Origin of the sequence: Embleya sp. NPDC050493 (assembly GCF_044458105.1) — a bacterium.
Classification (GTDB): Bacteria; Actinomycetota; Actinomycetes; order Streptomycetales; family Streptomycetaceae; genus Embleya.
On the sequence record NZ_JBITHP010000011.1, the window covers coordinates 63,218 to 83,142 of the forward strand.

Annotated in this window: 19 protein-coding genes; 14 read left to right on the plus strand and 5 right to left on the minus strand. The window is 71.0% G+C overall.

Annotation, left to right across the window (positions count from 1 at the left end):
- Positions 1-52: 52 nt before the first annotated feature.
- Positions 53-1,234, minus strand: a complete 1,182-nt coding sequence (locus ACIBM5_RS22100) for an acyl-CoA dehydrogenase family protein (protein ID WP_396008412.1) — start codon at positions 1,232-1,234, stop codon at positions 53-55.
- 98 nt (positions 1,235-1,332) lie between these two features.
- Here ACIBM5_RS22100 and yidD point away from each other — a divergent pair, with 98 nt between their 5' ends.
- Positions 1,333-1,983: a membrane protein insertion efficiency factor YidD gene (gene yidD, locus ACIBM5_RS22105; protein ID WP_396008413.1), complete on the plus strand. Its 651-nt coding sequence runs from the start codon at positions 1,333-1,335 to the stop codon at positions 1,981-1,983.
- Between the two features lie 53 nt (positions 1,984-2,036).
- Here yidD and rsgA read toward each other — a convergent pair whose 3' ends face one another.
- The 3 genes from rsgA to ACIBM5_RS22120 form a co-directional block, all read right to left on the minus strand.
- Positions 2,037-3,083: a ribosome small subunit-dependent GTPase A gene (gene rsgA / locus ACIBM5_RS22110; RefSeq protein WP_396008414.1), complete on the minus strand. Its 1,047-nt coding sequence runs from the start codon at positions 3,081-3,083 to the stop codon at positions 2,037-2,039.
- A gap of 294 nt (positions 3,084-3,377) precedes the next feature.
- A complete protein-coding gene (locus tag ACIBM5_RS22115; RefSeq protein WP_391584783.1) occupies positions 3,378-4,745 on the minus strand; it encodes a YihY/virulence factor BrkB family protein in 1,368 nt (455 codons plus the stop codon).
- Positions 4,746-4,856: 111 nt separating this feature from the next.
- Complete coding sequence (locus ACIBM5_RS22120) at positions 4,857-5,393, minus strand: MarR family winged helix-turn-helix transcriptional regulator (protein WP_396008415.1); 537 nt, start codon at positions 5,391-5,393, stop codon at positions 4,857-4,859.
- 225 nt (positions 5,394-5,618) lie between these two features.
- Between ACIBM5_RS22120 and ACIBM5_RS22125 the strand changes: the two genes are divergently transcribed.
- From ACIBM5_RS22125 to ACIBM5_RS22175, 11 genes are all read left to right on the plus strand, one after another.
- The gene (locus ACIBM5_RS22125) at positions 5,619-5,702 is read left to right on the plus strand and encodes a putative leader peptide (RefSeq protein ID WP_355541009.1); all 84 of its coding nucleotides are present in this window, start codon (positions 5,619-5,621) and stop codon (positions 5,700-5,702) included.
- 133 nt (positions 5,703-5,835) lie between these two features.
- Positions 5,836-7,533, plus strand: a complete 1,698-nt coding sequence (locus tag ACIBM5_RS22130) for a nitrite/sulfite reductase (protein ID WP_391584781.1) — start codon at positions 5,836-5,838, stop codon at positions 7,531-7,533.
- Positions 7,530-7,808: a hypothetical protein gene (locus ACIBM5_RS22135; protein ID WP_396008416.1), complete on the plus strand. Its 279-nt coding sequence runs from the start codon at positions 7,530-7,532 to the stop codon at positions 7,806-7,808. Before ACIBM5_RS22130 ends, ACIBM5_RS22135 begins: the two co-directional genes overlap by 4 nt.
- Positions 7,805-8,503 (plus strand): phosphoadenylyl-sulfate reductase, encoded by a 699-nt coding sequence (locus tag ACIBM5_RS22140; RefSeq protein WP_391584780.1) that lies wholly within the window; start codon positions 7,805-7,807, stop codon positions 8,501-8,503. The genes ACIBM5_RS22135 and ACIBM5_RS22140 overlap by 4 nt, the downstream gene beginning before the upstream one ends.
- 55 nt (positions 8,504-8,558) lie before the next feature.
- Positions 8,559-9,485: a sulfate adenylyltransferase subunit CysD gene (gene cysD / locus ACIBM5_RS22145; RefSeq protein ID WP_391584779.1), complete on the plus strand. Its 927-nt coding sequence runs from the start codon at positions 8,559-8,561 to the stop codon at positions 9,483-9,485.
- A 2-nt stretch (positions 9,486-9,487) separates the two neighbouring features.
- Positions 9,488-10,834, plus strand: coding sequence for a sulfate adenylyltransferase subunit 1 (locus ACIBM5_RS22150; RefSeq protein ID WP_391584778.1), 1,347 nt, complete (start codon positions 9,488-9,490; stop codon positions 10,832-10,834).
- Positions 10,835-10,963: 129 nt separating this feature from the next.
- Positions 10,964-12,106, plus strand: coding sequence for an ABC transporter substrate-binding protein (locus ACIBM5_RS22155; protein WP_391584777.1), 1,143 nt, complete (start codon positions 10,964-10,966; stop codon positions 12,104-12,106).
- Between the two features lie 83 nt (positions 12,107-12,189).
- Positions 12,190-12,987, plus strand: a complete 798-nt coding sequence (locus tag ACIBM5_RS22160) for an ABC transporter ATP-binding protein (protein ID WP_396008417.1) — start codon at positions 12,190-12,192, stop codon at positions 12,985-12,987.
- Entirely contained in the window at positions 12,974-13,897 is a 924-nt protein-coding gene (locus ACIBM5_RS22165) for an ABC transporter permease (RefSeq protein WP_396008418.1), read from the plus strand. Before ACIBM5_RS22160 ends, ACIBM5_RS22165 begins: the two co-directional genes overlap by 14 nt.
- Before the next feature lie 8 nt (positions 13,898-13,905).
- On the plus strand, positions 13,906-14,643 hold the full coding sequence (locus ACIBM5_RS22170; protein ID WP_396008419.1) for a sirohydrochlorin chelatase: 738 nt from the start codon (positions 13,906-13,908) through the stop codon (positions 14,641-14,643).
- A gap of 24 nt (positions 14,644-14,667) precedes the next feature.
- On the plus strand, positions 14,668-15,555 hold the full coding sequence (locus ACIBM5_RS22175; RefSeq protein WP_391584773.1) for a phosphotransferase enzyme family protein: 888 nt from the start codon (positions 14,668-14,670) through the stop codon (positions 15,553-15,555).
- A gap of 139 nt (positions 15,556-15,694) precedes the next feature.
- Here the strand turns inward: ACIBM5_RS22175 and ACIBM5_RS22180 are convergent, their stop codons facing one another.
- Positions 15,695-16,819: an SAV2148 family HEPN domain-containing protein gene (locus ACIBM5_RS22180; RefSeq protein WP_396008545.1), complete on the minus strand. Its 1,125-nt coding sequence runs from the start codon at positions 16,817-16,819 to the stop codon at positions 15,695-15,697.
- Between the two features lie 619 nt (positions 16,820-17,438).
- Here ACIBM5_RS22180 and ACIBM5_RS22185 point away from each other — a divergent pair.
- A complete protein-coding gene (locus tag ACIBM5_RS22185; protein ID WP_396008420.1) occupies positions 17,439-17,642 on the plus strand; it encodes a hypothetical protein in 204 nt (67 codons plus the stop codon).
- A gap of 161 nt (positions 17,643-17,803) precedes the next feature.
- Positions 17,804-19,921, plus strand: coding sequence for a glycogen debranching protein GlgX (glgX, locus tag ACIBM5_RS22190; protein ID WP_396008421.1), 2,118 nt, complete (start codon positions 17,804-17,806; stop codon positions 19,919-19,921).
- Positions 19,922-19,925: the final 4 nt, after the last annotated feature.

The window sequence follows — 19,925 nt, forward strand, 5'->3', positions numbered from 1 at the left end:
CAAAGCCGCGACGGACACCGGGGAAGAAGCGGCGGGGAGGCGGCGGGGAAGGTCAGTGGAAGGCGTCCAGCCCGGTGAGCGCCTTGCCGATGACCAGGGTGTGCATCTCGGAGGTGCCCTCGTAGGTCAGCACCGACTCCAGGTTGTTCATGTGTCGGATCACCGGGTACTCCAGCGAGATCCCGTTGGCGCCCAGGATCGTGCGCGCCTCGCGGGCGATCGCGATCGCCTCGCGGACGTTGTTGAGCTTGCCGAAGCTGATCTGCTCCGGCCGCACCGCACCCGCGTCCTTGCGCCGACCCAGGTGCAGCGCGAGCAGGTGCGCCTTGCCGATCTCCACCGCCATGTCCGCCAGCTTGGCCTGGGTCAGCTGGAATCCGCCGATCGGCCGGCCGAACTGCTCGCGCGTGCGGGCGTAGTCCAGCGCGGACTCGAAGCACGAGCGAGCCGCGCCGATCGAGCCCCACACGATGCCGTACCGGGCCTCGCCCAGACACGTCAGCGGACCGCGCATGCCCACCACGTCGGGCAACACCGCATCGGCCGGCAGCCGCACCTCGTCCAGCGTCAACTCGCTGGTGATCGACGCGCGCAGGGACATCTTGTGCTTGATGTCGCGGGCGGCGAACCCGGCGGTGTCGGTGGGTACCACGAAGCCGCGCACGCCCTCCTCGGTTTGCGCCCAGATCACCGCGACATCCGCCACCGAACCGTTGGTGATCCACATCTTGCGACCGTTGAGCACCCAGTCGTCACCGTCGCGCTTGGCGTGCGTACGCATCGACGCCGGGTCCGAGCCGTGATCGGGCTCGGTCAGGCCGTAGCAGCCCAGCGCCTCGCCCGCGGCCAGCCGAGGCAGCCAGGTGCTCCGCTGCTCCTCGCTGCCGAAGCGGTGGATCGCGAACATCGCCAGCGAGCCCTGTACCGACACCAGCGAGCGCAACCCCGAGTCGCACGCCTCCAGTTCCAGGCAGGCCAGGCCGTACTGCACGGCACTGGTCCCGGCGCAGCCGTAACCGTCCAGGGTCATCCCGAGCACGCCGATCCCGCCCAGCCCGCGGGCCAGTTCGCGCACGTCGGGCAGGGCCCCGCGCTCGAACCACTCGGCCACGTACGGCGCGACCCGGTCGGCGCAGAACCGGCGCACGGTGTCCCGGATCGCCTTGTCCTCGGGGTCGAGCAGATCGTCGATACCGAGCGGGTCCATCGGGTCGAACGCGGGTGCCTTGGCCATACGGGCGCCTCCTGATGCGAGTCGGCGGACCCGAACGACGCCGGACGGGTCCCGGTAGATTGCCCCGAACATAGATCCGGAACACGGGGAGCGCCACCATGACCCAACCACCACCGGAACCGCACCCCCTGTTCGGGGAAGGCGCGGGTCGGCCCGGTGAGACGCCCGAGGAACGGCGTCGCCGACTGGAGGAGGAAGAGGCGCGTCGACGGCGCAGCGAGCGCCGCGAGGATCTGGTGGAGGGCATCGGCGAACTGGGCGGCCCGCCGTCGGGCGGCGGATCGGGTGGTGGCTCGGGCGGCGGTCGCGGGGGCGACGGCGGCGGGGGCGGGGGCGGTGGGGGCTGCTGTGGCCGCGGCGGCAACAAGGACCGAGGCGACCGCGACAGCGGTGGTGGTGGCGGTCACGGCAGCGGAGGGGGCGGCGACTGCGGCTGCGACGCGTGCCTGATCGGCATGTTCTCGCTGCGCCTGATGTGGATCGCGCTGACCGGCCTGCTCCGCCCGCGCGGTGGCCCGCCCGCCCGCCGGCTCGGCGCCGCCGTCGAGCGCTACCGCACCGAGATCAGCCCGCTGAGGCCACCGTGCTGCAACTTCACGCCGTCCTGTTCGACCTACGGCAAGAAGGCCCTGCATCGGCACGGCGCGGTCCGGGGTACCTATCTGACCGCTCGACGACTGATCCGCTGCCGGCCCGGCAACGGCGGCTTCGACCCGGTGCCGCCCGCACGGCGACCCGAGCAGCGCTGACCCGCCGGGGAAGGCGCGGTCGGGGGTGGGCTCGGCCCACCCCCGACCGGTCCTCACTTCTTGGGTGACGGCGAGCGGCGCATCTCCTTGTGGATCAGCTTCCACTCCCGGGCCCGTTCGGCCCGGATGCGGTGGTCCTCGCGCGAGGCGATCCAGCGTGCCTCGCGCAGCAGTTTGCGATAGCTGTCCAGGCGACGTCGCGGAAGCTCGCCCGCCTCGATCGCGGCGAGCACCGCGCAGCCGGGCTCGCTCTCGTGCGTGCAGTCGGCGAAGCGGCAGTCCGGGATCAGGGCGTCGATGTCCGCGAAGGTGCGGTCCAGGCCCTCGCCGACGTCGTACATGCCGACCCCGCGCATGCCGGGGGTGTCCACGAGCACGCCGCCGTTCGGCAACGGCACCAACTCGCGCCACGTGGTGGTGTGTCGGCCCTTGCCGTCGCCGCGCACCTCCTGGACCGAGGTCACCTCGGCGCCGGCGAGCGCGTTGGTGAGCGTGGACTTGCCCGCGCCGGAGGTGCCGATCAAGGCGACGGTCCGGCCGGCGGTGTACGCCTGGAGTACGTCCAGACCCTCGCCGGTGAGTGCACTGGCGACCACGACGTCCACGCCCATGGCCACGGCTTCGACGTCCGCGCGCAGGTCGTCGGCGTCCGCCGCGAGGTCGGCCTTGGTGAGCACGACCAGCGGCGTGCCGCCGCTCTCCCAGGCGAGCGTGAGCAGCCGCTCCAGGCGGCCGAGGTCGGGCGCGGCGTCCAACGGGACGACGGCGCCGATCAGATCGACGTTGACCGCGAGGACCTGGCCCGCCGAGCGCCCGGAGGCCTGCGAGCGCACCAGCGCGGTCCGGCGGTCCAACAGGGCCGCGACGAAGGCCTCGCGGCCGTCGTCGGGAAACTCCAGTGCGGCCCAGTCGCCGGTGCACGGCAGTTCGCCGTCGCCGTGCGCGGCCCGCACGGTGCCGTCGGCGGTGACCACCTCGCACAACGAACGGTCCACCCGGGCGATCCGTCCGGGTACGAGGCCGTGCGTGCGGTAGGGGGCGAATTCGGTGTCCCGGTCCGCGTCCCAGCCGTAGGCGGCGAGCACGTCGGAGGTCGGCACGAAAGCGGTGTCGGAAGAAGTGGTGTTGCGGGAAGCGTGATGCTGCCGGGAAGACAAGCCGGTGGCCCTTCGAGGGGCGGATCCGCCGACCTGCGTGCCGTCACGACGAACGACGTGGCGCGGCTACGCGGTGCGAATCCGAGAGGCGGAGAAGTGGAATGAGGTCCAGCCCGTCCGGGCGACCGTCATCGAGGTCGTGTTCACGACATTCCACCTCCCACCTGTTCCGTGCGGCTTCGGGCCGCGCTCTCGGGCACTGTGCGGGCCCAAGGGCCACGCGTGCAGCCTAGGCCATCACGGGCGGTCGCGTCGAGCGTGTTCCTGCTCGCCGACCGCCGGCCGACTCGGCCGCGGCGGCCACGCGGTGTCGTCCAACGGCAGGCCGGGCAACTCCTGTCCGGCCGGCATGTGCAGACTCGGCGGCTGACCGTTGGTGGGCGGCGGACCCGGCGGGCGCGGCGGCCGGGACGGCATCCGGGGCAGGTCGGCGGCCCGGCGGGCGCCGTTGGCACGGCCGTTGATGGTGCCCGGGTCGTTGCGCTTGGCATCGCGCGCGTGGATCGCCCAGCGCTCGGGGAACTCGGACGGCGGCTCGGCGATGTCGGGGAGTTCGCCGTGGATGACGGTGTCCTCCATCTCGTCGTGGTCGTCCGAAACCGGCGTCCAGTCGCCGGGGTTGCCGCGGTGGCGGCCCGAGCGCAGGTGCTCCATGGCCGCGGCGATCTCCTCGGCGGCCTTCTCCTTGTCCCGCTCGGCGCGCGCCTGCGCGGTCTCCTGGCTGGGCCAGACCTGGTCGATGGCGGCGTTGACGGCCGCGCCGATGAGCACGGCCATGGCCGCGAAGTACATCCAGACCATGACCGCGACCGGAGCCGCCAGCGAGCCGTAGACGGTGGGGCCGTCGATGGTGGTGGCGAGGTAGACGCGCAGCAGGAAGCTGCCGACGATGCACAGGAGCAGGGCCACCAGCGCGCCCGGTATGTCCTCGCGCCACGGCGTCCGCACCGGCACCGACACGTGGTAGAGCGAGGTCAGGAAGCACACCGACAGCACCACCAGGACCGGCCAGTACAGGATGTGCACGGTCCCCTCGAAGTGCGGGAACGCCTTGACCACCAACTCGGGGCCGGCCACCAGGAGCGGGATCAGGAACATCCCGAGCAGCAGGCCGACCACATAGAGGGTGAAGGACAGCAGCCGGGTGCGCACGATGCCGCGCTTGCCGGAGAGGCCGTACATGATCGTGATGGTGTCGACGTAGACGTTGAGCGCGCGCGAGCCGGACCACAGCGCGATCAGGAAGCCGGCCGAGATGATGTCCGCGCGTCCGGAGTCGAACACGTCGTTGACCAGGGGCACGACCACCTGCTCGGTGCTCTTGCTGGAGAGCACCGACCCGGCGGCCTTGACGATGTCCGCCTTGAGGTCGTTGACGGTGCTGCCGCCGAGCATGCCGTGCAGGTAGCCGACGGTGCCGGCGAGCCCGAGCAGCAGCGGGGGCAGCGAGAGCAGCATGAAGAACCCGGCCTCGGCGGCCAGGCCGGTCACCCGGTGGTTGAAGCAGGAGATCACCGTCTCGCGGAGTATCCGCCACAGTGCGCTCCGCAACCGGATGCGACCGGCCCCTCGCAGGCGAGGTCGTTGTTGGTAGTCCGCTGCCACCCCTTTAAGGTATCCGGCCGGGGGCCCGACATTCGCCAAGTCGCCGTCCGGGTGAATACCGCCTTCCGGCAGGGTTCTCCCCGGGTCGCCTCCTTCGACCGTCCGCGCCGGTCAGCGGCTGGGCACCAGCACCCCGGAGAGCCTGCTGAGCACCCGGGCCGCGGTCCGCAGCTCCTCGGCCGGCAGGTCGGCGAAAGCGCTCTCCCACGTCTCCCGGAACAGCGCGTCGAGCCGGTACAGCTCACGCCGCCCGGCCGGGGTCAGGCGCACCACCGAGCCGCCTCGTCCGCGCCCGGCGCGCGCCGCCTCGACCAGCCCTTCGCGCCCGTGCACGTCCAACAGGTCGCGCACGGCCGATCCGGACAGGCCGAGCACTCGGGCCAGCCGCTCGTTGTCCAGGTCGAGTTCGTCGGCGAGCGCCGCGAGCAGCCGGTACCGGGTACCGTCGGCTCCGGCGTCGACCGGACCGGCCTGCTCGGCGCGATCGGCGCGGATCGCGGAGAGGAAACCGTTGAGGGCGTAGCGCAGCGTCTCGACCGCCTCCTCGCGACGCGGCTCCGGCCGCTCGGAGGTGGGTCCGGCGGCGGATTCGACCGTGCATACGGAGCGCGTTCTGCGCCGGGGCGCGCCCAGAACCTCGCCTGGCATACCCATCAGCTCCTCGTCCACTGTGGTGCGTGGGCCGCGTACCGTCCGGGGTAACGGAATCCGGCCTCCCGTACCGTAACCAACCGCGGCGACGATCCATGCCGCGGTCGGTGTGGAAGATCGGCTCATCTCATAATGTGGGCACGCGTGTTCGACATGTGAGATGAGCGTTCGTATCCCGGACAGTGATGGACTGCTTTCCGGCACCATGTCAATCTTTGCGACATGTCACGCGCCGGTATTGCTCTCGTAGGTCGACTCCACGTCGACCTCGGACGCATGTCCAGCGCCGTCTGTTCGCCGGTCTGACGACCCGCCCGTTGCACCTGTCTGCCGGGCGCGCGGTCGCACCGGCACCACGACTCTCACGGCCGGTCCGGCGAGGGTGCGGCCGGATGCTCCCCCGTGCGTCCCCCACCGATCCGCCCGGAGGACGCTCCCCATGGCCGCCACTACCGACACCGCCGGCAGCGGTCCCCGCGCCCGCAAGACCGCTCGCCATCGCGGCGAGGGTCAGTGGGCCCTCGGCCATCACGAGCCGCTCAACGGGAACGAGCAGTTCAAGAAGGACGACGACGGTCTCAATGTGCGCGCGCGCATCGAGAACGTCTACGCCCATCGCGGCTTCTCCTCGATCGACCCCAACGACCTGCGCGGCCGGATGCGTTGGTGGGGCCTGTACACCCAGCGCAAGCCCGGGATCGACGGCGGCAAGACCGGTGTGCTGGAGCCGCACGAGCTCGACGACGAATACTTCATGCTGCGCGTGCGGGTGGACGGCGGCCGGCTGAACCTGGCCCAGTTGCGGGCCATCGCCGAGGTCTCCGAGCGTTTCGCCCGCGGCACCGCGGACGTCACCGACCGGCAGAACGTGCAGTTCCACTGGATCCGGATCGAGGACGTGCCGGAGATCTGGCGGATCCTGGAGGGCGTCGGCCTGTCCACGACCGAGGCCTGCGGTGACACCCCGCGCGTGGTGCTCGGCTCGCCGGTGGCCGGCGTCGCCGAGGAAGAGATCATCGACGGCACCTGGGCGATCGACGAGATCAACCGGCTCTACATCGGCAAGCCCGAATACTCGAACCTGCCGCGCAAGTTCAAGACCGCGATCTCCGGATCGCCGCTGCTGGACGTCGCGCACGAGATCAACGACGTCTCCTTCGTCGGTGTCGTGCACCCCGAGTTCGGTCCCGGCTTCGACGTGTGGGTCGGCGGCGGGTTGTCCACCAACCCCAAGCTCGCGGTCCGCCTGGGCACCTGGGTCCCGCTGGAGGAGGTGCCGCAGGTCTGGGAAGGGGTCATCTCGATCTTCCGCGACTACGGCTACCGCCGGTTGCGCAACCGTGCGCGCTTGAAGTTCCTGGTCGCCGACTGGGGGCCGGAGCGCTTCCGCGAGGTGCTGGAGAACGAGTACCTGCAACGCAAGCTGGTCGACGGCCCCGCCCCCGAAGCGCCCGCGCAGGTGTGGCGCGACCACGTGGGCGTGCGTCCGCAAAAGGGCGGCGGCTTCTACGTCGGCTTCGCGCCGCGTGTGGGTCGGGTCGACGGCGCCACGCTCGGCAAGATCGCCGACCTGGCCGAGCGGCACGGCTCGGACCGGGTGCGCACCACGGTCGAGCAGAAGATGCTCATCCTGGACGTCGCCGAGGACAAGGTCGCCTCGCTCAAGGAGGGCCTGGAGGCCCTCGGCCTGCGGGTGGACCCGAGCCCGTTCCGGCGCGGCACGATGGCCTGCACCGGCATCGAGTTCTGCAAGCTGGCGATCGTGGAGACCAAGGGCCGCGGGATCCGGCTGATCGACGAACTCGAGCAGCGGCTGCCGCAGTTCGACCAGCCGATCACGATCAACATCAACGGTTGCCCGAACGCCTGCGCCCGGATCCAGGTCGCCGACATCGGCCTCAAGGGTCAGCTGGTGCTGGACGACGACGGCGAGCAGGTCGAGGGCTACCAGGTGCACCTGGGCGGCGGGCTGGGCCTGGACCCCGGCTTCGGGCGCAAGATCCGCGGCCTCAAGGTGACCTCGGCGGGCCTGGCCGACTACATCGAGCGCGTGCTGCGCCGCTTCGAGGAGCAGCGCACCGAGGGTGAGCGCTTCGCCCAGTGGGCCGTGCGCGCGGCCGACGCGGACCTGTCGTGAGCGCCGCCGGCGGCGCCGAGCCGGGTCAGCGGGCCGTTCCGTTCTACTGCCCCTTCTGCGGCGACGAGGACCTTCGTCCGCACGAGGAGGGACACGGCACCTGGCTGTGCTCGGCCTGCCGGCGGGCGTTCGCGCTGAAGTTCCTGGGGCTTGTCTTCCCGGAAAAGCACGGCACGGAGAAGCACGGCACCGAGAAGCACGGCCCGCAGGGCCACGGCACCACCCGAACCGAACCGGAGCACGACGAGTCGATCACGCAGGAGGAGGGCCGATGACCGTCACCGAGACCACCGACCTCGAGGCACTCGCGAACCGCGCCGGCCTCGAACTCGAGGACGCGACCGCGTCGGAGATCCTGGCCTGGACGCACGAGCGGTTCGGCCCGGCGTGGTGCGTGACGTCCTCGATGGAGGACGCCGTGGTGGCACACCTCGCCTCGCGGGTGGCGCCCGGTGTGGACGTGGTCTTCCTGGACACCGGCTACCACTTCCCCGAGACCATCGGCACCCGTGACGCGGTCGCGGCGGTCTACGACGTCAACGTGATCACGGTGCACCCGGAGCTGACCGTCGTCGAGCAGGACGCGAAGTACGGCGCGGCGCTGCACGATCGCGACCCCGACGCGTGTTGCGCGATGCGCAAGGTGGCGCCGCTGGAGCGGTCGCTGACGAACTACCGGGCGTGGGCCACCGGGCTGCGCCGGGACGACTCGCCGAGTCGGGCGAACACCCCGGTCGTGTCCTGGGACGCGCGCCGGCAGAAGGTCAAGGTCGCCCCGATCGCCCGCTGGACGCAGGACGACGTGGACGCCTACGTGGCCGAGCACGGGGTGCTGACCAACCCGCTGCTGATGGACGGCTACGCCTCGATCGGCTGTGCGCCCTGCACCCGCCGGGTGGCCCCCGGCGAGGACGCCCGCGCCGGCCGGTGGGCCGGCAACGGCAAGACCGAGTGCGGGATCCACACATGACCGGCCCGATACGCATCACGGCACCGTGCTCGACGAAGACGAAGGAGGGGTTGGCGTGACCACGACGATCGACAAGGGCACCGCACCCGGAGCCCTGACCCACCTGGACGCGTTGGAAGCCGAGTCCGTGCACATCTTCCGCGAGGTGGCGGGCGAGTTCGAGAAGCCGGTGATCCTGTTCTCCGGCGGCAAGGACTCGATCGTGATGCTGCATCTGGCGCGCAAGGCGTTCTGGCCCGCGCCGGTGCCGTTCGCCCTACTGCACGTCGATACCGGGCACAACTTCCCGGAGGTCATCGAATACCGCGACCGGGTGGTGGCCGAGCACAACCTGCGGCTGCACGTGGCCAGCGTGCAGGACTTCATCGACAACGGCCGGCTGCGCGAGCGCCCGGACGGCACCCGCAACCCGTTGCAGACCGTCCCGCTGCTCGAATCGATCGAGTCGAACCGCTTCGACGCGGTGTTCGGCGGCGGCCGGCGCGACGAGGAGAAGGCCCGCGCCAAGGAGCGGGTGTTCTCGCTGCGCGACGAGTTCGGCGCCTGGGACCCGCGCCGGCAGCGGCCCGAGCTGTGGCAGCTGTACAACGGCCGGCACCGCGTGGGCGAGCACGTGCGGGTGTTCCCGATCTCGAACTGGACCGAGCTGGACGTGTGGCAGTACATCGAGCGGGAGGCGATCGCGCTGCCGCAGATCTACTTCTCGCACGAGCGGGACGTCTTCGAGCGCAACGGGATGTGGCTCTCGCCCGGCGAGTGGGGCGGGCCGAGGGGCGACGAGGAGGTCGTGCGCCGCGTGGTGCGCTACCGCACGGTCGGCGACATGAGTTGCACCGGCGCCGTCGACTCCCCCGCCACGACGGTGGCGGACGTGATCGCCGAGATCGCAGTGAGCAGGCTGACCGAACGAGGTGCCACGCGCGCGGACGACAAGATGTCCGAGGCCGCGATGGAGGACCGCAAGCGCGAGGGGTACTTCTAGCCATGAGTGGGACTTCCGAGATTTCCCCGGACGCCCTGTCGTCCGCGGACGAGCGCGTGGGTCTGCTCCGGCTGGCCACCGCCGGTTCCGTCGACGACGGCAAGTCCACCCTGGTGGGCCGGCTCCTGCACGACTCCAAGTCGGTGCTGACCGACCAGCTGGAGGCGGTCACCCGGGTCAGCAACGAGCGCGGCCAGGAGGAGGCCGACCTCGCGCTGCTCACCGACGGCCTGCGGGCCGAGCGCGAGCAGGGCATCACCATCGACGTCGCGTACCGCTACTTCGCCACCGCCAGGCGCCGGTTCATCCTTGCCGACACCCCGGGCCACGTGCAGTACACCCGCAACATGGTCACCGGTGCCTCCACCGCGGAGCTGGCCGTGGTGCTGGTGGACGCGCGCAACGGCGTGGTCGAGCAGACCCGCCGGCATGCGGCCGTCGCGGCGCTGCTGCGGGTGCCGCACGTGGTGCTCGCGGTGAACAAAATGGACCTGGTCGGCTACAGCGAGGAGCGCTTCGCCGAGGTCGCCAACACGTTCGCCGAGTACGCCGAGGCGCTGGGTGTGCCGGACGTGCGCTCGATCCCGGTCTCGGCGCTGCGCGGCGACAACGTGGTGGACCCCAGCTCGCACATGGACTGGTTCTCCGGGCCGACGCTGCTGGAGTACCTGGAGACGGTCCCGGTGGAGACCGACCCGACGCTGGAGCCCGCGCGCTTCCCGGTGCAGTACGTGCTGCGTCCGCAGTCGGACGACGAGTACCGCGACTACCGGGGCTACGCCGGCCAGGTCGCCTCCGGGGTGTTCCGCGAGGGCGACGAGATCGTGGTGCTGCCGTCCGGGCAGCGCACCTCGGTCGCGGGCATCGACCGGCTCGGCGTCGCGGTGCGCCAGGCCCGGCAGGGCGAGTCGGTCACCCTGCGGTTGGCCGACGACGTGGACATCTCGCGCGGCGACCTGATCGCTCCGATCGATTCGGCGCCGCAGCCCACCCAGGACGTCGAGGCCACCGTGTGCCACGTGGCCGACCGCCCGTTGCGCACCGGCGACCGGGTCCTGCTCAAGCACACCACCCGCACGGTCAAGGCCATCGTCAAGGACATCGCCTACCGCCTGGATCTGAACGCTCCGATCGACGGCGTGCTGGGCCACGAGCAGCACCTGACCGAACTGCGCGCCAACGACATCGCCCGGGTCGTGCTGCGCACCGCCCAGCCGCTCGCGCTCGACGATTACGCCCTCGGTCGGCGGACCGGTTCCTTCCTGTTGATCGACGAGGCCGACGGTTCGACGCTCACCGCCGGCATGGCCGGCGCCGCGTTCTCCGCGCCGGGTCGATGTCACAGCTGACGCGATCGCGGGTCTGACCACCCGCTTTTGACGCTCCGTCGGCAACACCTGTGACATCGTCCGCCGCCGTCCACCACACACGTCGTCCCGGCCCGCGCACAACGCGCGGGCCCGAGGGAAGGTCCCCGCATGTCCGTTTTCAGGACAAACCGCCGCAGATCGATACGTACCGGCTTCGCCGCCGCCCTCCTCCTGCCGCTGCTCGCGATGTCCGCGTGCGGCTACGGCTCGGACAAGAAGGACGACAAGAACAAGGCACCCGCCGCGGGTGCGGGTCCGGCGACCGCCGGCGGCGCCAAGGCGGGCACCTCGGCCTCGCAGATCCGCCTCGGCTTCTTCGCCAACGTCACCCACGCGACACCGCTGATCGGTCTGAACGAGGGCTTCTTCGCGAAGGAGCTGGGGAGCACCGAGATCAAGCCGCAGGTGTTCAACGCCGGACCGGCCGCGATCGAGGCGCTCAAGGGCGGCTCGATCGACGCGACCTACATCGGCCCGAACCCGTCCATCTCCGGCTTCACCAGCACCAACGGCGAGTTGCTCCGGATCGTGGCGGGCGCCACCTCCGGCGGCGCGTCCCTGGTGGTCAAGCCGGGCATCAACCTGCCGGCCGACCTCAAGGGCAAGAAGATCGCCTCGCCGCAACTCGGCGGCACCCAGGACGTGGCACTGCGGGCCTGGCTGACCAAGGCCGGCTACAGCGTGGACACCTCCGGCAAGGGCGACGTGAGCGTCGTCCCGACGGACAACGCGCAGACCCTGGCCGCGTTCCAGAAGGGCGACCTGGACGGCGCCTGGCTGCCCGAGCCGTGGGCCACCCGACTCGTCCTGGAGGCGGGCGCCAAGGTGCTCGTGGACGAGCGCACGCTGTGGCCGGAGGGCAAGTTCGTCACCACCGACCTGATCGTGACCACCAAGTTCCTCAAGGACCACCCGGACACCGTCGAGGCGCTGCTCAAGGGTCAGGTCGCCGCGAACGACTGGGCCGCGAACAACCAGGACAAGGCCAAGGCGGCGGTCAACAGCAAGATCACCGAATTCGCCGGCAAGCCGCTCGCACAGAACGTGCTCGACGCGGCCTGGCCCAACATCGCCATCACCAACGACCCGCTCGCCGCCTCGCTGCAAAAGCTCTCCGACGACGGCGTCGCGGTCGGCGTGACCAAGAAGCTCGACATCCACGGCATCTACGACCTGACCATCCTGAACAAGGTCCTCGCCGCCGCCGGGAAGCCCGCGGTGAGCGACGGGGGTCTGGGCCCGAAGAAGTAGCGTTCGCGCCGCTTCGATCCGGGTGATCGCGCCCGGATGAGCACTTCCCGCCCGACGCGCCCACCGAGAGAGGTGATCCGGACATGACCCAGACCATCAGCGAGGCCACGCCCACGGCCACGACCCCCGTCGAGACCGGCTTCGCGGTCCGCCTTGACCAGGTCACCAAGGTCTTCGGCCGAGGCGGCGGCACGCCCGTCCTGGACGGCATCGACCTGACCGTCGCCCCGGGCGAGTTCGTCTGCCTCCTGGGCGCGTCGGGCTGCGGGAAGTCCACCCTGCTCAACCTGATCGCCGACCTGGACCGGCCCACCTCGGGCACCATCGAGGTCTCCGGCGACCGCCCCGCGCTGATGTTCCAGGACCACGCGCTGTTCCCCTGGCTGACCGCGGGCAAGAACATCGAACTGGCCCTGAAACTGCGCGGTGTGCCGCGCGATCGGCGCCGGGCCGAGGCGGACGGGCTGCTGGAGCTGGTCCGGCTCGGCGGTGCGTACAACAAGCGCGTACACGAACTGTCCGGCGGCATGCGCCAGCGGGTGGCACTGGCCCGCGCGCTGGCCCAGGCCGGCGACCTGCTGCTGATGGACGAGCCGTTCGCCGCACTGGACGCGATCACCCGCGACGTGCTGCACGACGAACTGACCCGGATCTGGGCGGAGACCGGCCGCTCCGTGGTGTTCGTGACGCACAACGTGCGCGAGGCGGTCCGGCTCGCCCAGCGGGTGGTGCTGATGTCCTCGCGCCCGGGCCGGATCGCCCGGGAGTGGAACATCGACATCCCGCAGCCACGCCGGATCGAGTCCACCGGCGTATCCGAGTTGTCCGTCGAGATCACCGACCAGTTGCGAGGGGAGATCCGCCGCCATGGCCGCGCCTGATCTGACCGAGACCGACCCCGAGATCGGGACCGACACCGCGGGCAAGCACGCGGAGGAGGACCTGGCCGGGCTCGAGGCCGGCCTGGACGCGCTGGAGAGCTACGAGAAGGAGCGCAAGCCGTTCTCCGGCGTGCTGCTGGAGAAGGTGCTCCCGCCGGTCATCGCGATCCTGCTGGTGCTGGCCGCGTGGCAGATCGCCTACTGGATGGAGATCAAGCCCCGCTACGCGCTGCCCAGCCCGCAGGACGTGTGGGACGCGTTCCTGGTGCAGTGGCGCAAGGGCACCGTCTTCGACATCCTGTGGACCAGCCTCTCCCGCGGCATCCTGGGCTTTTTGATCGCGGTCGCGATCGGCACGCCGCTGGGCCTGATCGTGGCCCGGGTGAGCTGGATCCGGGCCGCGATCGGCCCGATCCTCTCCGGCCTGCAGTCGCTGCCCTCGGTGGCGTGGGTACCGCCGGCGGTGATCTGGTTCGGCCTGAACAACAGCGCGATCTACGCGGTCGTGCTGCTCGGCGCGGTGCCCTCGATCGCGAACGGCCTGGTGGCCGGGATCGACCAGATCCCGCCGCTGTACCTGCGGGCCGGCCGGGTGCTCGGCGCCCGCGGCCTCAACAGCGTGTGGCACGTCATGCTGCCCGCGTCGCTGCCCGGCTACGTGGCCGGCCTCAAGCAGGGCTGGGCGTTCTCCTGGCGCTCGCTGATGGCCGCCGAACTGATCGCCGCCGGTCCGGAACTGGGCTCGGGACTGGGCCAGTTGATGGACCAGGGCCGCGATCTGGGCGACATGCCGATGATGTTGACCGCGGTCTTCATGATCCTGATCGTGGGTATCGGCATCGAGATGCTGGTCTTCACCCCCGTCGAACGCCTCGTGCTGCGCCAGCGCGGCCTGGCCGCAAGCAAGTAGCCCACGCCATGACTCCCGTTCCCCCGCTCCTGGCCGTCGCCCACGGCAGCCGCGATCCTCGGCACGCCGCGGCGATGGCCGCCCTGGCCGCACGCGTACGCGCGCTGCGGCCGGGGCTGCGGGTGGACATCGGCTACCTGGACCACTGCGGCCCGCGCGTACCCGACCGGCTGGACGCGCTGGCCGACGCCGGCGCCGAGACCGTGGTCGCGGTACCGCTGCTGTTCACCCCGGCGTTCCACGCCAAGCAGGACGTGCCGAACGTGCTGCGCCATCGCCGGCTGACCGTGCGTCAGGCGGCCACGCTGGCTCCTTCCCCGCTGCTGCTGGCGGCCTTGGACCGGCGCATGCGCGAGGCCGGCGTGCGGCCCGGAGACGGCCGTTACGGCGTCGTCCTGGCCACCGCCGGTTCCACAGATCCGGAGGCGAACGCGGTGACCACCATCGTCGCGCGGGAGTGGCGGCGTACCGGTTGGTGCGCCGTGGTCCCCGCGTTCGCCTCCGTCCACCAGGGCTCCACGATCGGCGCCGCGATCGAGGACCTGCGCACGCTGGGCGCCGAACGCATCGCCGTCGCGTCCTGCATGCTGGCCCCGGGCATCCTGCCGGACCGGATCCTCGAACAGGCCCTGGCCGCCGGAGCCGAGCCGGTCACCGAGCCGGTCGCGGACACCGAGGAGATCGCCCGGCTGGTGCTCGACCGCTACGACGCGGCGCTGCCGTCCCGATCCTGGCTCTCCGCCTGACCCGGGACCGGTACCATCACCGGCGTGATCGACTCGGTGGCCGGCGAACGTTCGGTGCTCGTACGCGCGTGCGCGAAGGTCGGAGTACCCTCCGCGGACGCGGTGTTGCTCGCCTTCGGCGAGAACGCGGTGTTCGCCCTCCCGGGTCCGGGCCTGGCCGTCCGGGTGGCGCGCGGGGCACACATGGCCGAGCGGGCGCGCCGTGAGATCGCGGTCGCGTGCTGGCTCGCCGAGCAGGACTTCCCGGCGGTGCGACCCGCGGCCGGGATCGATCCGCAGCCGGTGCTGATCGACGGCCGTCCGACCACCTTCTGGGAGTTGTTGTCGCCGGCCGAACGCGAGCCGGACATCGCCGACCTGGCCCGGTTGCTCAAGAAGCTGCACGCGCTGCCCACGCCCCCGTTCGCGCTGCCCGCCCGGGCGCCGCTCGCGCTGGTGGAGACCTGGCTGGATTCCGCCGACGCCGCCGTGGGGTTGGAGGACCGCCGCTATCTGCTGGACCGCCGCGACGCGTTGGAGGCGGCCCGCCGCGAGCTCACGCCGGCCCTGCCGCAGGGCCTGATCCACGGCGACGCGCTGCTGCGCAACGTCCGCGTACACGGCGGCCGGGCGCTGCTGTTGGACTGGGAGACGGTCGCCCACGACCTGCGCGAGTACGACCTGGTGCTGACCCCGATGGCGGCCGCGCGCTACGGCCTGCCCGACGGCGCGGAGCGGCGGTTCGCGAAGAAGTACGGCTTCGACGTCACCGACTGGCCCGGCTACCGGGTGCTCCGGGACACCCGCGAACTGGCCGCCACCGCGTGGGTGGCCCAGCACGTACCCGGCAACCCGGCGGCGGAGGAGGAGTTCCACCACCGGGTCCGCACCCTGCGCACCGACGACGAGAACGCCCGCTGGCACGCGTTCTGACCCACCGAACCGCCCCACCACCGGACCCCGGCAGGCCACCCCGGGCGCCGGGGAAGCGCAACCGCCGCTCCTCCGCCACGGGCGGTGCGGGTGGGCACACTCGAACCCGGGTCGACCGGGCCGCAACCGCAGCCCCCGCTCAGGACGTGCGCTTGCTGTCCGCCCACTGCTGTTCGAACTCCTCCTGGAACAACGGATAGAGCCCGCGCCCGGTGGTCCCCGTCGCGTCGGCGCGAAGCACGAAGGCGGGCGACTCCACCCCGCGCGCGCGGCGAAGGTAGGGCTGGACGAGTCCCACGTCCCCGTCCACGAAATACGCGACGAACCGCGGTGCCTCGTCGTACAGCCGGATCTCGATCCGGCGCGGCTCGCGCAGCTTCGAGCGGATCCGGCGCAGGTGCAGGATGTTGAGGGTGGTCATCCGGGACAGCAGCCCCTTCTTGATCCCCTCGTCCTTCTCCCGCTGCTTCATCGCGTCCCCGGCCGGGTTCAGGAAGAGCAGGCGCATCTCGCAGCCGCTCGCCGCCAGCCGGGTCAGATCACGCCCCGAGTAGTTCTGGCACAGCAGGTTGAGCGAGACGCCCATGGCGTCGATCCCGCGCGCACCGTCCACCAGGTCGGCGAACGGCAGGCGCCGTTGCAGTGCCGAGCGGTCCTGGAAGACCCCCACCACGTCCGCGTAGCGCCCGGCGAACAGTTCCTCGACCGCGTCCAGGGCCAGCCGTCGATCGCCCCGGTCGGCGAGCGGGCCGTCCAGCATCGCCAGCACCCGCAGGCACGCGCGTTCGACCTGGGCCAGCACGTCGGGCGAGAGCACCCGGTTGCGGGCCACGATGTGCCGGCCGATCTCGACCTCTTCCAGGGCCCGTTCCAGCTTGCGCCGGTCCGGCAGGAACGGTTCGAAGCACCACCAGTTGCGCACCATCAGCTCGCGCAACTGCGGCAGGGTCAGGAACGCGATCAGTTCGTCGTCGGCCGGGTCCACGATGTATCCGCGCCGGCGGCTCATCTCGCGCACGGCCTCGGCGCGCTCGACCCATTCGTTCTGCACGTTGCCCGCCGCCGCGAGCACCCAGGCGCCGTCGTCGTGCGGGTGCTCGCCGGGCCCGTAGACCGGGACCAGCACCGCGGCGATCACCGCCCGCAGCCGCTGTTCGATCAGGTTCAGGTACACGTACGCCCGGCCCGCCCGGCGGGCCCGCAGCAGCGCGCCGGCCCAGTCGTCCTCGGTCCAGGTGAGCGTCGCGGGGTCTATCCCGGGCATCGGGTCGGGCGGGCTCGAACCGTCCAGGACCGCCGTTCCCGCCCCCATCCCCGTTCCCGTCCCCATCCCGGTCGCCGCGTGCCGGGGCCCGGGCAGCATGCCCGGGTCGAACGCGAACGAGCCGGTGTCGGTGAGCCCGGCCGACCCGCCCGCGGACTCGGCGTCCGGGTAGCCGGCGTACGGATCCGGGAACGTGTCCCCGCCGTCGCCCGGTGCCGGGCCGGTCCCACCGCCGAGGCCGGTCGTACTCGTCCCCTCCGCAGGTTCCTCGGGCGTCGAGGGTGGCGAGCTGGACTCCCGATCGGCCATCGCGTCCCATCCGTTCGTCGTCGAGCCGGAACCGAACGAGCGTATAGCGAAACCCGACGGCCTCGGGAAGGCCGCGCGGGGCGGCACGGATACCTCGTTCGAGTGATGGACGCACGTGCATTACCCGGATGGCGCAAGGCAATTGGGGGGACTCGGCGCGCTCTGGCAACTTCTGCCCAGCGGCACGATGACGTCTCGGAACAATTGCCGGACGGCAGAGGGTATTCCCTCCACCTGTTCCGGAGCGCAACCGGGACGGATCGACGGTCCGTCTCATGCGCCAGGAACCGTGGGCACCCAGGAGGTCGTCATGTTGGCCATGAACGGCAGGATCCCGGCGGGACGCACCGGCACCGAGGACGATTTCGCCAAGTACCGCGACGTGGTCGCGGACATCTTCGCGCACCACCGGCGCACCGAGCCCGGGGGCACCGGCGGTGCGGCGTGCTCGTGCGGCGGCGCGTGGCCGTGTCGGGAGGAACGACTCGCGGCGGAACTGCTCGACTGGATCTGACCGATGTGATCGAAACCGATCGGATCGGCGGTTTGCACCCTACGGTCGGGCCGGAAATCCACCCGACCGGGGGACGCCGGAGCGGATCTCGCACATGAATCCGGTTCGGTACGGGAGACTGCAAGCTGCCGAAGCACGATCCGCGACAAAGCAGGTTGCTCATGCAGGTCTGGCCCGGTCATCCGTATCCGCTCGGCGCCACGTACGACGGCGCCGGCACCAACTTCGCGGTCTTCTCGGAGGCCGCCGAACGCATCTGGTTGTGCCTGCTCGACGAGAGCGGCGCCGAGGAGCGCATCGAGCTTCGCGAAGCCGACGCGTTCGTCCGGCATGCCTACCTGCCGGGCATCCAGCCCGGCCGGCGCTACGGCTACCGCGTCCAGGGGCCGTTCGACCCGGCCTCCGGCGCCCGGTGCAATCCGAACAAACTGCTGCTCGACCCGTACGCGAAGGCGATGTGCGGCGAGGTGCACTGGCACGAGTCGATGTACGGCTACTCGTTCGAGCACCCGGACCTGATGAGCACCACCGACTCCGGGCCGCACACGATGGCCTCGGTGGTGATCAACCCCTACTTCGACTGGGGCGACGACCGGCCGCCGCGCACGGAGTACCACGACACGGTGATCTACGAGGCGCACGTGCGCGGGCTGACCCGCACCCACCCGGGGCTGCCGGAGGAGATCCGCGGCACCTACGCGGGGATGGCGCACCCGGCGGTGATCGAGCACCTGGTGAGCCTGGGCGTGACCGCGATCGAGCTGATGCCGGTGCACCAGTTCATCCACGACCACCGGCTCTCCGACCTGGGCATGCGCAACTACTGGGGCTACAACACGATCGGCTTCTTCGCCCCGCACGCGGCCTATTCGTCCACGGGCGAACGCGGCCAGCAGGTGCAGGAGTTCCGCTCGATGGTCAAGGCGCTGCACGCGGCGGGCATCGAGGTCATCCTCGACGTGGTCTACAACCACACCGCCGAGGGCAACCACCTCGGGCCCACGCTGTCCTTCCGCGGCCTGGACAACGCGTCCTACTACCGGCTCGCCGACGACAAGCGCTACTACCTGGACACCACCGGCACCGGCAACAGCCTGCTGATGCGCAGTCCGCACGTGCTCCAGCTGATCATGGACTCGCTGCGCTACTGGGTCACCGACATGCACGTGGACGGCTTCCGCTTCGATCTGGCGGCCACCCTGGCCCGGCAGTTCCACGAGGTGGACCGGCTGTCCTCGTTCTTCGACCTGGTCCAGCAGGACCCGATCGTGTCCCAGGTCAAGCTGATCGCCGAGCCGTGGGACGTCGGCGAGGGCGGCTACCAGGTGGGCAACTTCCCGCCGTTGTGGACCGAGTGGAACGGCAAGTACCGCGACACCGTGCGCGACTTCTGGCGCGGCGAGGAGCGCACCCTGGCCGAGTTCGGCTCGCGGCTGACCGGCTCCTCGGACCTGTACCAGGACGACGGCCGACGGCCGATCGCCTCGATCAACTTCGTCACCTGCCACGACGGCTTCACCCTGCACGACCTGGTGTCCTACAACGACAAGCACAACGCGGCCAACCGCGAGGACAACCGGGACGGCGAGAGCCACAACCGGTCCTGGAACCACGGCGTCGAGGGCGAGACGGACGACCCGGACGTGCTCGCGCTGCGGGCCCGCCAGCAGCGCAACTTCATCGCCACCGTGCTGCTGTCCCAGGGCGTGCCGATGATCGCGCACGGCGACGAGTTCGGCCGCACCCAGCGGGGCAACAACAACGTCTACTGCCAGGACAACGAACTCGCCTGGGTGCGGTGGCCACAGGGCGGCGAGGTGCCGGACCAGCTGGAGTTCATGCGGATGATGACCCGGCTGCGGGCCGAGCACCCGGTGTTCCGGCGCCGGCGCTTCTTCCACGGCAGATCCGTCCAGGGCACCCACGACGAGCTCACCGACATCGCCTGGTTCACCCCCACCGGCGAGGAGATGTCCGACGGCGACTGGTGGGCGGCAGCGGCCAAGTCGGTCGCGGTCTTCCTCAACGGCAACGCGATCTCCGAGCCCGACCCGCGCGGCCAGAAGATCACCGACGACTCGTTCCTGCTGTTGTTCAACGCCTCGCACGAAACCGAGGAGTTCACCATCCCCGAGGGCCTGGGCACGACCTGGACGGTCGTGGTCGACACCGCCGACGACAAGACCACGATGCACGACCCCAAGACCCGCACGACCGTCGACGGCGGCGGCTGCCAAACGGTCGAATCCCGCTCACTGGTGGTCCTGCAACGCCCCTGAGGGG